Consider the following 12851-nt stretch of genomic DNA (forward strand, 5'->3'; position numbering starts at 1 on the left):
CGGACGCGGCGTCTCGTAATCGGACCAAAGTGACAACGCCGCCCGGCACGCCCGCCGGTCTGCAGGCGCGCGCGTAGCACGGAAATCCAGCCGATCGTGCCTGCGCGATGCCACGACTTCATCCTGTGTCCACTGCGATTCAGCCAGAATCGGTCGGCTCACTCTTTGATCGATCCGGAGATGGCTGCCCATGGAAGCACTGGAGCCTCAACATCAGCCGGTGCGAACCCTGCGGCCCGTCTTCGCCTTCGCGGCGATCGTTGTCGTTGCCTTCGCACTGTTCGTCAGCCTGTATCCGATCGGCGCCGGTCGCCTGCTGGTCAAGGCGCAGGACTGGGCCGCGCTCAACGTCGGCTGGTACTACCTGCTGGCGATGACCCTGTACCTGGTGTTCGTGGTCGGCGTGGCGCTGTCCAAGTACGGCGGCATCAAGCTCGGTGCCGACCATGACGAACCGGAGTTCAGCTACCTCTCCTGGGCCGGCATGCTGTTCGCAGCAGGCATCAGCATCACCCTGTTCTTCTTCTGCGTTTCCGAGCCGCTGACCCACTACCTGCAGCCGCCGCAGGGTGATCCGGCCGCGGGCGAGGCCGGTGCGCGCCAGGCCATGCAGCTGCTGTTCCTGCACTGGGGGCTGCATGGCTGGGGTGTGTTCGCGCTGGCGGCGATGGCGATGGCCTATTTCGCCTACCGGCACAACCTGCCTTTGGCATTGCGCTCGGCGCTGTATCCGCTGATCGGCAAGCGCATCAATGGCCCCATCGGCTATACCGTCGACGCCCTGGGCATCGTCGCCACCGTGTTCGGCATCGGCGCGGACATGGGCTTTGGCGTGCTGCATCTCAACGCTGGGCTGTCGCACCTGTTCAACGTGCCGCACTCGAACATGGTGCAGATCCTGCTGGTGGTGGCGATGATGGGCGCGGCGGTCGCGGTGGCCGTGTCCGGCGTGGAGAAGGGCGTGCGCTGGATGGCCAACATCAACATGCTGCTGGCGATTGCGCTGGTGCTGTTCATGCTGTGCGCCGGTCCCACGCAGTACCTGCTCAGCACGCTGATGCAGAACCTGGGCGACTACCTGGGCAGCGTGGTGGGCAAGAGTTTCGACGTATACGCCTATGGCGGCCGGCCGGAATGGCTGGGCGGCTGGACGGTGTTCTACTGGGCCTGGTGGATCGGCTGGGCGCCGTTCGTCGGCCTGTTCATCGCGCGCATCTCGCGCGGCCGCACCATCCGCGAGTTCGTGTTCGGCGTATTGCTGATCCCGCTCGGCTTCACCCTGGCGTGGCTGTCGATCTTCGGCAACAGCGCGCTGGACCAGGTGCTGCACCATGGCCAGCAGCAGTTGGCGCAGCTGGCGGTGGATGACCCACCGACGGTGCTGTATGCGTTGCTGGATGGCTACCCGTGGAGCAAGGCGGTGATCGGGGTGACCGTGCTGGTCAGCTTCATCTTCTTCGTGACGTCGGCCGATTCCGGGGCGGTGGTGCTGTCCACGCTGTCCTCGCATGGCGGTGCGCCGGAGGACGATGGCCCGCGCTGGCTGCGCGTGTTCTGGGGCACGGTGATCGCGGTGCTGACCGCCGGCCTGCTGCTGGCCGGCAGCATCGATGCCCTGAAATCAGCGGTGGTGCTGGCCTCGTTGCCGTTCTCGGCGGTGCTGCTGTTGATGATGTGGGGCCTGACCCGCGCCTTCAGTGACGAGTCGCACCGCAAGCGCGCGCAGCAGTTCAGGCCATCGCCGCTGATCGGCGATGACCGCCACCACCAGGGCTGGCGCCAGCGCCTGACCCAGGCCATGCACTTCCCGGTACGCGACCAGGTGTACCGCTTCATGGATGACACGGTGAAGCCGGCGATGGAGGCGGTGGCCGAGCAGCTGCGCGAGCAGGGCTGGGACGTGCAGACGCGGTTCGAAGCGGGCGACATGGAGCTGTCGGTCAACCACGGCGAGCAGCAGGACTTCCAGTACCGGGTGATCCTCAGTGGCTACCTGACCCCGTCCTTCGCCGCGCAGCAGCTGCGCAACCAGCGCTACTACCGCGCCGAAGTGCATCTGTACGAGGGTAGCCAGGACTACGACCTGGTCGGCTACAGCCGCAAGCAGATCATCAACGACATCATCAGCCAGTACGAACGGCACCTGCAGTTCCTGCACCTGAGCCGTTGATGCAGCCACGCCGGGCATGGCCCTTGCCTTTGGAGGGTGCGGACCGTTGGTCCGCACCCTCCTGTTCAATCAGAACCGGTAGCGCGCGCCCAGCGAAACGAACTGCCCGCGCAGGTTGTACTGGCTGATGTCGAAGCCGTTGGAACCGCCGGCCGGATCGAACGGCGGGTCCTTGTCGGTCAGGTTCAGCACAGACAGCGACAGCGTGGTCTTCGGAATGCCTTCATAGGCCACGTACAGGTCCAGCTGGTGGTACGGCTTGACCCGATCGCGCAGGCCCGGATTGCTGGTGGCCGTGGCTACGCGCTGGTCATAGCCGCTCACGTACTGCAGGCTCAGCGTGCTGCTCCAGTCGCCCACCGCCCAGTTCAACGAAGTGGTGCCGCGGGTGCGTGGCAGCGCGCCATGGCGGTTGTTGCCGGCGCCGTCATAGGGCGCCTGGCCGGCCACCAGCGGCTGCTTGAAGCTGAGCAGGTGGGTCCAGCTGCCAGCCAGGGTGAAGTTGCCCCAGCCGTCGGTGCGGAAGGTACGGTTGGCTTCCAGGTCGATGCCCGAGGTGGTCAGCTCGCCTTGGTTGGCGTACTGGTTGGTGATGATCTGGATGCGGCCCTGCGCATCGCGCTGCACGCGACCGGGGAACAGGCCCGGGTTGTCGACGATGAACTGCGCGCTGTCCGGCTTGACCAGGTTGTCCTGTTCGATGCGGTACCAGTCCAGGCCGATGCTGGAATCGGCATCGGGTGACCACACGGCGCCGACGTTGAGGTTGCGCGAGCGCTCGGCCTTCAGGTCCGGATTGCCGGTGCGCAGGTTGGTCACGCCGCGGCTGCCGCCGGGCTGCAGCGGATCGAACGGGTCGACCACCGAGCCGTAGCTGATGGTCTGCCCCGGTGCGATCTCCGGCAGCGACGGTGCACGGAAACCACGCGAGAACGAGCCACGCAGCAGCAGGCTGTCCAGCGGTTGCCAGCGCAGCGCGAACTTCGGCGAGAATGCCTTGCCGAAGTCATCGTAGTGGTCACCGCGGCCCGCCACCTGCAGCTCCAGCGTGCGATGCAGCGGCACGCTGAACTCGGCATAGGCGGCACTGACCTGGCGCTCGCCGTCGACGATGTTGATCGCCGGGCGCAGTTCGGTACCGGACAGCACCTGCGCGCTGGTGCGCGCGTCCAGCGATTCCTTGCGGAATTCCGCGCCCCAGGCGAAGCCGATCGCACCCGCCGGCAGTTCCCACAACGAGGTCGATGCCTTGACGTTGAGCGAGTGCAGCTTGTACCAGCCCGGGCGCTTGGTCTGCAGGCGCAGATCGTCCAGTGCGCCCGGCGTGCTGGACGGATCGAGGAAGTTGTAGCTGCCGTCGCGCAGGATCTGCTGGAAGGCGTAGCGGTCAACGAAGTTGTCCACGTACTCGCGCTGCGCACTCTGCGAGGTCAGTGCGGCCACTTCCCAGTCCCAGCGTTCACCGGTGCCACGCACGCCGGCCAGGGCGCGGTAGAACACCTGGGTATTGTCCTTCAGGCGCGGGCCGAGATCGAAGAAGGTGTACTCGAACGGCAGTGGCGTGCTGCCCGGATTGTTCGGATGGCCGACCGGCAGGACAGCGGCGATATCGGTCAGCGTACCGGTGGCGGGATTGTAGGCACGCAGGCCCGGGCCGACCGTCAGCGGGGCGCTGAAGATCTGGTCGGCCTTGTTGTGGCTGTACAGCACGTCGGCGAAGGCTTCGACGCTGTCACTGAAGCGATAGGTCGCGCTCAACGATGCCTGCAGGCGCTCGGCGCCGGGCTGCAGGGTCTTGAACGGCTGCGCGTTGAAGGCGCAGGCCTGGCCGGGCAGGGTGCTGCCGAAGTCGCTGTAGGGACGCAGCTCGCTGCCCTCGGGGCAGGGCGAGAACGGCTGCGGTGCGCGCGGATTGGACAGCCAGTTGCCACCGGCGGTGGACCAGCCGGCGAGGCGGCCACCGGGCTTGTCGCGGAAATCGCCGTCGCGGGTGTACGCGCGCTGGTCGGCGTCGAGGCGGTCGCGCTTGAGCAGGTCCAGCCCGAACAGCACGTTCCAGCCTTGCTGCTCGAGGTCACCGAAGCCGGCCAGCAGGTTGGCCTTGCGCTCGTTCAGGCCGCCCTGGGTGGCGGTGCCGAAACCACCGCCGACTTCCACGCCCTGGAAGTCGCGACGCAGGATGATGTTGATGACGCCGGCGATGGCGTCCGAGCCGTACACCGCCGAGGCGCCATCCTTCAGCACTTCGATGCGCTCGACCGCGCTGATCGGCAGCGCATTGAGGTCGACGAAGGTGTCCTGGGTGTTGAGCGCGAAACCGAAGTTGGCCACGCGGTAGCCGTTGACCAGTACCAGCGTGTTCTTCGGTGACAGCCCGCGCAGGCCGATCGAGGCCGATCCCGCAGCGAAGCTGCCGGTGTACTGCTCGTCGAAACTGTTGCCGGCGTTGGCCGACAGGTTGCGCAGCACGTCGGTAAGGGTGGAGCGGCCGGTCTGCAGGATCTGCTCGCGGGTGACGACCTGCACCGGGTTGGGGCCGGCGGTGTCGCTGCGCTTGATGTTCGAGCCGGTCACCAGCACGGTGCCGAGGGTGGTGCTGTCCTTGCCGGTGTCGGCGGTTTCAGCGGCGCTGGCGGTGCCAGCGACGAGGACCAGCGCGACCGCGCTGGAAAGCAGGGTGGTGCGATACATGGAAGCGACTACGCCAAACGGTGGAGGAGCCGCCAGTACCGCACGCGGGTGAGTGCGCCTTCCAATGACGAAAGCGCATTCAGTTATACATCACAGGTTCTTAACGAAAGTCGGCGGCCTTGGTGGGGCAGACCATCTCGGTGGGTGCGGACCGTTGGTCCGCACGCTCCTGCAGGGTCAGAGCCCTTCCCTTTCGGAAAGGGATCCGACCCCGTGGGCATCAGGCGCGCAGCAGCACCTTGCCATTGCGGCCCGAACCGGCGCCGGCTTTCGCCGCCTGGGCGATGTCGTCCAATGCGAAGATCTGCTCCACCGGCAGGGTCAGTTCACCCCCGGCCGCACGCTTCAGCAGTTCACCCACCAACCGCCGCTTGTCTTCCACCGCCATTGCCTGGCTGACCTTGCTGCCCCAGAAGCCCTTCACCGTGGCTTCCTTGTAGATCAGGCCGCCGGCGGGAATGCGCATCGGCTCGCCGCTCATCACACCGAAAGAGACCAGGGTGCCGTGGTGGCCGAGCAGGTCGACCAGGTCGCCGCTGGCATCGCCACCGATGGAATCGACTGCAGCAGCGGCCTGCGCTTGCCCGGTGGCTTCGCGCACGCGGTCCTTCCAGCCGTCCACCGAGGTATCGAACACGTGATCGATGCCCAGTGCCTGCAGTTGCGCCACGGCCTCGGCATTGCGCACCAGGTTGGCCACGTGCACGCCGCGCGCCTTTGCGAGCATCGCCAGCGATTTGCCGACGGCACCGTTGGCGGTGTTCTGCACGATCCACTGGCCCTGCTCGACGTGCAGGAATTCCAGCAGCATCAACGCGCTCAGCGGCATGGCGATCAGCTGTGCGGCCATTTCATCGGCGATCGCGTCCGGCATCGGGATCACCATCCGCGCCGGTGCGATGAACGCTTCGGCCCAGGTGCCGTGCACCGAGGCGGCGGCAACCCGCTGGCCGATCTGCAGGCCGTCGACGCCTTCGCCGAGCGCATCGACCACGCCCAGTGCTTCGCTGCCGCCGATCGCCGGCAGCGTCGGCTTGTAGCCATACAGGCCACGCACGGTCAGCAGATCGTGGTTGTGGATCGAGGCCAGCACGGTGCGGATGCGTACTTCGCCGGGACCGGGTTCGGGCAGGGGGGCATCGGCAACGGCGAGGACCTGGGCTGGATCGCCGAAGGAGGAGTACAGGGCAGCGCGCATGGGCGGTGTTCCAATGAAAGTTGAAGTTGTACCGAACTGGGGATGCGCTCAGCGTCGACAAGGCCGCGCACGTGCAACACGGCATCCTGCGACCGATGGTCGCGTTGGCGCGCGATCACCGCATCTTGTGTTGACGGCTCGGAATATCCCCACTATGTTGTGGCTGTCACTCCCGGTCAGCCGCCGCCGCCGGACATGCAGCAAACGTCCCGCGGCCCGCCCCTGAAGGCTTGCCGTGTCGACGCGGCCGCCACCGTGCGGACGCAGGTCGCCCCCACGGCCCGGATACCGGCCGCAGGCGCAGGCAGATGCCGACGACCTGTGTTCCCGCCCCTTGGCACTTCACCCGTTCGCCCCGTGCGCCGGTATCGCGTGCAGGGCCGCCATGGCATCGGACGCCGACGCGCGCACGAGCCTGGAGTTCCACCACCATGACCGACAGTACCTTCCGCGTGGCCGACCTGGCCGGCGCCGGCGACGCCATGCGCGCCAGCGGCGAGCGCGTGCCGACCTGGATCACCAAGGAAGCCGGCAATCGTCGCCTGCCGTTCGATGCGGCGCGCCTGCTGCGCAGCATCGACACCACCCACGCCGACCTGCCGCAGCTGGATGTGGCCGACTATCGCCGCGTGGTGCTGGCGATGGTCGAACGCAAGCCCAGCATCAGTGCCGATGATCTGGTGGATCTGCTGATCCGCGAAGCGGAATCGCGCGTCGACCTTGTCGCGCCGCAGTGGGAACAGTTCGCTGCACGCCTGTATCTGCGCCGGCTTTACAAGCGCGCCAGCCGCAACCGCTTCTACGATGTCAGCCTGAAGTACGGTTCCTACGTGGGCCTGCAGGAAAGCCTGGCCGACCGCGGCATCTACAGCAATGACATCCTGCGCTGCTATTCGAAGGAAGAGCTGCAGCAGGCCGGCGAGATGATCGACCCCGAGCGCGATCGTCTGTTCGCCTACAACGGGCTGTACCTGCTGGCCACGCGCTACCTGGCTACCGATCGCAGCCGCGAGGTGTATGAGCTGCCGCAGGAACGTTGGCTGACCATTGCCCTGTACCTGATGCAGAACGAGGGCGGGGCTGGTGAGAGCGGCCGCGTGCGCCGCATGCAGCTGGTGGGCGAGGCGTACTGGGCGTTGTCCAACCTGTACATGACCGTGGCCACGCCGACCCTGGCCAATGCCGGCAAGGTCGGCGGCCAGCTGTCGAGCTGCTTCATCGACACGGTGGACGACAGCCTGCAGGGCATCTATGACTCCAACACCGATATCGCCCGCGTGTCCAAGCACGGTGGGGGCGTGGGTGCGTACCTGGGGTACGTGCGCAGCAGTGGCGCGCCGATCCGCGGCGTGCCCAACTCGTCCGGCGGCGTGGTGCCGTGGATCAAGCAGCTCAACAACACGGCGGTGTCGGTCGACCAGCTCGGCCAGCGCAAGGGTGCAGTGGCGGTGTACCTGGACATCTGGCACCGCGACATCGAGGCGTTCATGGACCTGCGCCTGAACAACGGCGACCAGCGCCTGCGTGCGCATGATGTGTTCACCGCCATCTGCGTGCCGGACCTGTTCATGGAGGCCGTCGAGCGCCGTGCCGACTGGTACCTGTTCGATCCGCACGAGGTGAAGCAGGCCAAGGGCTGGTACCTGCAGGATTTCTACGACGAGAAGCGAGGGCAGGGCAGTTTCCGTGACCGCTACGCCGAGCTGGTGGCCGACGAACGCATCAGCCGTCGCACGGTGAAGGCGATCGACCTGTTCAAGCGGATCATGCTCAGCCAGCTGGAAACCGGCAACCCGTTCCTGTTCTACCGCGACGAAGTGAACCGGAAGAACCCGAACAAGCATGCGGGCATGGTCTATTCCAGCAACCTTTGCACCGAGATCCTGCAGAACATGAGCCCGACGCGGATGATCCAGGAGATCGTCAGCGGCGACCAGATCGTCACCACCCGCCGCGCGGGCGACTTCGTGGTCTGCAACCTGTCGTCGATCAACCTCGGCCGTGCCATCACCGCCCCCGAGGATCTGCTGGCCAAGGATGTGCTGGAACGGTTGATTCCGATCCAGGTACGCATGCTCGACAACGTGATCGATCTCAATGCGCTGCCGGTGCCGCAGGCCACCATCACCAACCGCAAGTATCGCGCCATCGGCCTGGGCACGTTCGGCTGGCATCACCTGCTGGCACAGCAGGCGATCCATTGGGAATCGCCCGAGGCCGAGGAACTGTCCGATCGCCTGTTCGAGCGCATCAACTTCCTGACCATCCAGGCCAGCGCGCAGCTGGCCAAGGAGAAGGGCAGCTATCCGATGTTCGCCGGCAGCGACTGGCACAACGGCAACTATTTCCGTGACCGCGATTACAGTGGCGCGGCCTGGGACAGTCTTGCGCGCGAGGTAGCGACCAACGGCCTGCGCAATGGCTGGCTGCTGGCGGTGGCGCCGAACATGAGCACCGCGCAGATCGCCGGCTCCACCGCGTCGATCGACCCGATCTACAGCGCGTTCTACTACGAGGAAAAGAAGGACTTCCGGCGACCGGTGGCCGCGCCTGGCCTGTCGCTGGACACCTGGCCGTACTACGAGAAGGGTGCCTACAAGGTCGACCAGTTCGCCAGCGTGCGGCAGAACGCACGCCGCCAGCGCCATGTGGACCAGTCGATCAGCTTCAACCTGTACGTGCCCAGCACGATCCGCGCCAGCACCCTGCTGGAGCTGCACCTGAGTGCCTGGCGGGAAGGGTTGAAGACCACCTACTACGTGCGCTCCAACGACATCGACATCAGCGAATGCGAGTGGTGCTCGAGCTGATCGCTGCGCTCCAACCGCGGTAGCGCCGGGCCAGGCCCGGCGAGCGCAGCGCGCGGCCACCGCACCTTACCTTCCGCCGGGCATGGCCCGGCGCTACCTCTGCAGGAAAGACCATGGCAACACCCCTGGACCGCATCAAGATCCTCGAACCGCGCCACCCCAACCGCAGCACCGGCATCATCAACGGCCGCACCAGCGGCATCCTCAACTGGAACGACATTCCGTACCCGTCGTTCTATCGCGCCTACAAGGAGCTGTCGACCAACTTCTGGATCCCCGACGAAGTGGACATGAAGGTGGATGCACGCCAGTACGGCGAGCTCAACGCGCGCGAGAAGAACGCCTACGATTCCATCATCGGCCTGCTGGCCACGCTGGATTCGCCGCAGACGCGCTTCATCTACAACGTCGCCGAGTACATCACCGATCCGGCCGCGCACGCCAACGCGGCGATCATCGGCCAGCAGGAGGTGATCCACAACGAGAGCTACAGCTACGTGCTGGCCTCGATCACCGACCTGCCCAACCAGAACCGCATCTTCGAGATCGCCCGCACCCATCCCACCATCATCAAGCGCAACGCGCCGATCATGGGGGCCTATGACGATTTCATGCGCGAGAAGACCGCCGAAACCCTGCTGAAGTCGTTGATCCAGTCCTCGATCCTGGAAGGCATCAACTTCTATTCCGGCTTCGCGTACTTCTACAACATGGTGCGGCAGAACCGCATGAACGGCACCGGCAAGATCATCAGCTTCATCAACCGTGACGAACTGGCCCACACCAAGTTCATCAGCGAGCTGATCCGCGCCATCATCGGCGAGAACCCGGAACTGCAGACCAACGAGCTGACCGCCTACGTGCACCAGTCGTTCGAACACGCCATTGAACTGGAAACCCAGTGGTCGGCGGAGGTGCTGGATGGCATCGATGGCATCGACGTGGACGAGATGGTGCGCTACGTGAAGTACCGCGCCAACAAGATGGCCGGCATGCTCGGCATCGAGCGCCTGTACAGCGACACCGCCGACAACGTGATGCCGTGGATCAAGGCCTACGCCGACAACTTCACCGAGACCAAGACCGACTTCTTCGAGATGCGCAATGCAAGCTACAAGAAGACCAACGTCGACAACGGCTTCGACGACCTCTGAGCGCGGCCCGGCGCTGCGCATCCTGATCGTGGTGGCGTCGCTCAGCGGCAACACCCGTGAGCTCGGCCGCCACATCGCCGCGCGTTGCCGGGCCGCAGGCCACGCCGTGCACTGGCAGGAGGCCGACGACCTGCGCCAGGCCCCGCCGTTGCCGGTGGACGAGGCTGACCTGGTGCTGCTGGGCTGCTGGACCGACAACGCCGGGCGCACACCGTCGGAGATGAAGGCCTGGGTGGCAGGCATCGCCGAGCGCGGCCAGCGGCCGCGGCAGGTGGCGGTGTTCGGCACCGGTGAAACGCAGTGGGGGCAGGAGTACTACTGCGGTGCGGTGCACCGGCTGATCCGCTATTTCCACAGTGGCTACCCGCCGCTGGAGATCGAACAGATGCCACATGGCCGGCGGCATGCCGCGGCCATCGATACCTGGACCGATGCGGTCCTGGATCACTACTGGAGTACCACCGATGCAGATCATCGACGCCACCACGCCTGAGCAGTTCCAGCAGTTGCTGGCCGACCATCCACGCGTGCTGGTGGACTTCCACAAGGACCAGTGCCCGGGCTGCCGGATGCTGGACATGTCGCTGCAGCGGGTGGCCAGCGGCACTGCAGGGCAGGGCACGACCCTGCTGCGGGTGCAGCTGGAGGTGGTGGGCGAGGCGTTCTTCCGCGAGCTGGGCCTGCGGCAGACCCCTACGTTGTCGCTGTTCCTGGACGGTGACGAGCGCATGCGCATGCCGGGTTTCCAGTCGCCGCAGCAGATCGAAGCGGCCATCGCGGAGTTCCTGTAGCGCCGGTAATGCCACATCCACGCATGGCGTGGATCTACTGCAGGTCGCCAGCGGTAGCGCCGGGCAATGCCCGGCGGATTCCCACCGCGCGGATCAACCGGCTGCGAACGTATCCACCAGCAGCTTCACGTTCAGCACCACGATCACCAGCGCGATCACCCAGGCGATGCCGCCGAGCCAGCGCGGCGCCACCAGCGCGCCCATCGTCACCTTGTCGGTCACGATGCGTACCAGCGGGATGATCGCGAACGGCAGCTGCATGGACAGCACCACCTGGCTCAGCACCAGAAGCTTCACCGCGCCCTGGTCGCCGAACAGCATGATGACCACCACCACCGGAATGATCGCCAGCGCGCGGGTGATCAGCCGCCGCAGCCACGGCGGCAGGCGCAGGCGCAGGAACCCTTCCATCACGATCTGCCCGGCCAGTGTCGCGGTCACCGTGGAGTTCAAGCCGGAAGCAAGCAGTGCCACTGCGAACAATGTCGAGGCCAGGCCGACGCCCAGCATCGGTGCCAGCAACTGGTGCGCCTGCTCGATGTCTTCCACATCGAAGCGGCCGTTGGCATGGAATACCGCCGCCGCCAGGATCAGGATGCTGGCGTTGATGAACAGCGCCAGGGTCAAGGCAAAGGTGCTGTCGGTCACCGCCCAGCGCAGCGCGCTGCGACGGCCTTCATCGGTGCGTGGATAGGCACGGGTCTGCACGATGGAAGAATGCAGGTACAGGTTGTGCGGCATCACCGTTGCACCGATGATGCCGATGGCGATGTACAGCGCATGCGGATCGGTGACCACCTGCGCGCGCGGAATGAAACCGCCCAGCACCTGCATCACCGGCGGCGCGGCCAGCGCGATCTGCACCATGAAGCAGCCGAAGATCACCAGCAGCAGTGCGATCACGAAGGCTTCCAGCGCGCGGAAACCGCGGTTCATCAACAGCAGCACCAGCAGCGTGTCCAGCGCGGTGATCACCGCGCCCCACAGCAGCGGCAGATCGAACAACAGTTTCAGCGCGATGGCCGTGCCGATCACTTCGGCCAGGTCGCAGGCGATGATCGCCGCTTCGCACAACGCCCATAGCGCCAGGTTCACCGGCTTGGGGTAGCGCGCACGGCAGGCCTGCGCCAGGTCCATGCCGGTGGCGATGCCCAGCCGTGCCGACAGCGCCTGCAGGATCACCGCCATCAGGTTGGAGATCAGGATGACCGACAGCAGCAGATAGCCGAAGCGTGAGCCACCTGCGAGATCGGTCGCCCAGTTGCCCGGATCCATGTAACCCACCGACACCATGTAGCCGGGGCCCAGGAAGGCCAGCAGCCGGAACCACCAGTGGCCCTTTTCGGGTACGGCGATCGACGCGTTGAGCGCACCCAGGCTGGCCGCGGTGGAGGCCGGAGAGTCGGTGGGCGCGACAGTGTTCATGGCTGCCAATATAGCCACTGCTATATCGCATAGCAATGTGAAACAATCGTCTTTACTGCGTCACTGGTCCAGAATTCAGGTTCGCACCCGGATGACAACTGCAGGACAGGCACACGCGTGGGCAAGACGGACGATTCGACATCGCTGAAAAGCACCCCCTTGATCGAGGCCGAGCGCCAGGTCGAGAGCTTCCGGCAAGTGCGCGAAGCACACCGGATGGAGCTGGTGGAGGATTATGTCGAGCTGATCTCCGACCTGCTGGCCGACGGCGGCGAGGCCCGCCAGGTCGACATCGCCACCCGCCTCGGTGTGGCCCAGCCGACCGTGGCGAAGATGCTGCGCCGGCTGGCCCGCGATGGCTGGGTGGTGCAGCGCCCGTACCGCGGCGTGTTCCTGACCCCGGAGGGCGAGGCGCTGGCCCATGCCAGCCGCCAACGCCACCAGACCGTGGAGCGCTTCCTGCTGGCGCTGGGCGTGGACCCGGATACCGCGCGACGTGATGCCGAGGGCATCGAGCACCACGTCAGCGAACAGACACTGGCGCTGTTCGACGCATTCGTGCGCAAGGCCGAGGGCGGTTCCGCCGAACGGTAGCGSCGGGCCATGCCCGGC

General features: G+C 65.9%; 9 protein-coding genes. 6 read left to right on the forward strand and 3 right to left on the reverse strand.

The features are described 5' to 3' along the window. Positions 1–190 precede the first annotated feature (190 nt). On the forward strand, positions 191–2170 hold the full coding sequence (gene betT, locus AC1DCU_RS03580) for a choline BCCT transporter BetT (RefSeq protein WP_025878562.1): 1980 nt from the start codon (positions 191–193) through the stop codon (positions 2168–2170). A 69-nt stretch (positions 2171–2239) separates the two neighbouring features. Here the strand turns inward: betT and AC1DCU_RS03585 are convergent, their stop codons facing one another. Beyond that, a complete protein-coding gene (locus AC1DCU_RS03585) occupies positions 2240–4861 on the reverse strand; it encodes a TonB-dependent receptor (RefSeq protein WP_442252169.1) in 2622 nt (873 codons plus the stop codon). Between the two features lie 220 nt (positions 4862–5081). Further along, on the reverse strand, positions 5082–6059 hold the full coding sequence (locus AC1DCU_RS03590; protein ID WP_032975309.1) for a zinc-binding dehydrogenase: 978 nt from the start codon (positions 6057–6059) through the stop codon (positions 5082–5084). Between the two features lie 482 nt (positions 6060–6541). Here AC1DCU_RS03590 and AC1DCU_RS03595 point away from each other — a divergent pair, with 482 nt between their 5' ends. The 4 genes from AC1DCU_RS03595 to AC1DCU_RS03610 all read left to right on the forward strand — a co-directional run bounded on the left by AC1DCU_RS03595 (position 6542) and on the right by AC1DCU_RS03610 (position 10814). Next, on the forward strand, positions 6542–8869 hold the full coding sequence (locus tag AC1DCU_RS03595; protein ID WP_442252175.1) for a ribonucleoside-diphosphate reductase subunit alpha: 2328 nt from the start codon (positions 6542–6544) through the stop codon (positions 8867–8869). Between the two features lie 113 nt (positions 8870–8982). Continuing rightward, entirely contained in the window at positions 8983–10023 is a 1041-nt protein-coding gene (locus tag AC1DCU_RS03600; protein WP_032975312.1) for a ribonucleotide-diphosphate reductase subunit beta, read from the forward strand. Between the two features lie 13 nt (positions 10024–10036). Beyond that, the gene (locus tag AC1DCU_RS03605; protein ID WP_032975359.1) at positions 10037–10516 is read left to right on the forward strand and encodes a flavodoxin; all 480 of its coding nucleotides are present in this window, start codon (positions 10037–10039) and stop codon (positions 10514–10516) included. Further along, positions 10488–10814, forward strand: a complete 327-nt coding sequence (locus AC1DCU_RS03610) for a thioredoxin family protein (protein WP_032975313.1) — start codon at positions 10488–10490, stop codon at positions 10812–10814. The genes AC1DCU_RS03605 and AC1DCU_RS03610 overlap by 29 nt, the downstream gene beginning before the upstream one ends. A 93-nt stretch (positions 10815–10907) precedes the next feature. On the opposite strand, the gene AC1DCU_RS03615 is transcribed toward AC1DCU_RS03610, so the two are convergent. Beyond that, the gene (locus AC1DCU_RS03615) at positions 10908–12239 is read right to left on the reverse strand and encodes an Nramp family divalent metal transporter (RefSeq protein WP_025878570.1); all 1332 of its coding nucleotides are present in this window, start codon (positions 12237–12239) and stop codon (positions 10908–10910) included. Positions 12240–12356: 117 nt separating this feature from the next. Here AC1DCU_RS03615 and mntR point away from each other — a divergent pair, with 117 nt between their 5' ends. After that, the gene (gene mntR, locus AC1DCU_RS03620; RefSeq protein WP_025878571.1) at positions 12357–12833 is read left to right on the forward strand and encodes a manganese-binding transcriptional regulator MntR; all 477 of its coding nucleotides are present in this window, start codon (positions 12357–12359) and stop codon (positions 12831–12833) included. Positions 12834–12851 lie beyond the last annotated feature (18 nt).

Source organism: Stenotrophomonas sp. 10L48 (assembly GCF_056395105.1).

Coding starts and splice junctions, on each gene's coding strand:
- AC1DCU_RS03590 (WP_032975309.1), bottom strand. CDS start 6,059: ATGCGCGCTGCCCTGTACTCCTCCTTCGGCGATCCAGCCCAGGTCCTC.
- AC1DCU_RS03610 (WP_032975313.1), top strand. CDS start 10,488: ATGCAGATCATCGACGCCACCACGCCTGAGCAGTTCCAGCAGTTGCTG.
- AC1DCU_RS03595 (WP_442252175.1), top strand. CDS start 6,542: ATGCGCGCCAGCGGCGAGCGCGTGCCGACCTGGATCACCAAGGAAGCC.
- AC1DCU_RS03615 (WP_025878570.1), bottom strand. CDS start 12,239: ATGAACACTGTCGCGCCCACCGACTCTCCGGCCTCCACCGCGGCCAGC.
- AC1DCU_RS03600 (WP_032975312.1), top strand. CDS start 8,983: ATGGCAACACCCCTGGACCGCATCAAGATCCTCGAACCGCGCCACCCC.
- betT (WP_025878562.1), top strand. CDS start 191: ATGGAAGCACTGGAGCCTCAACATCAGCCGGTGCGAACCCTGCGGCCC.
- AC1DCU_RS03585 (WP_442252169.1), bottom strand. CDS start 4,861: ATGTATCGCACCACCCTGCTTTCCAGCGCGGTCGCGCTGGTCCTCGTC.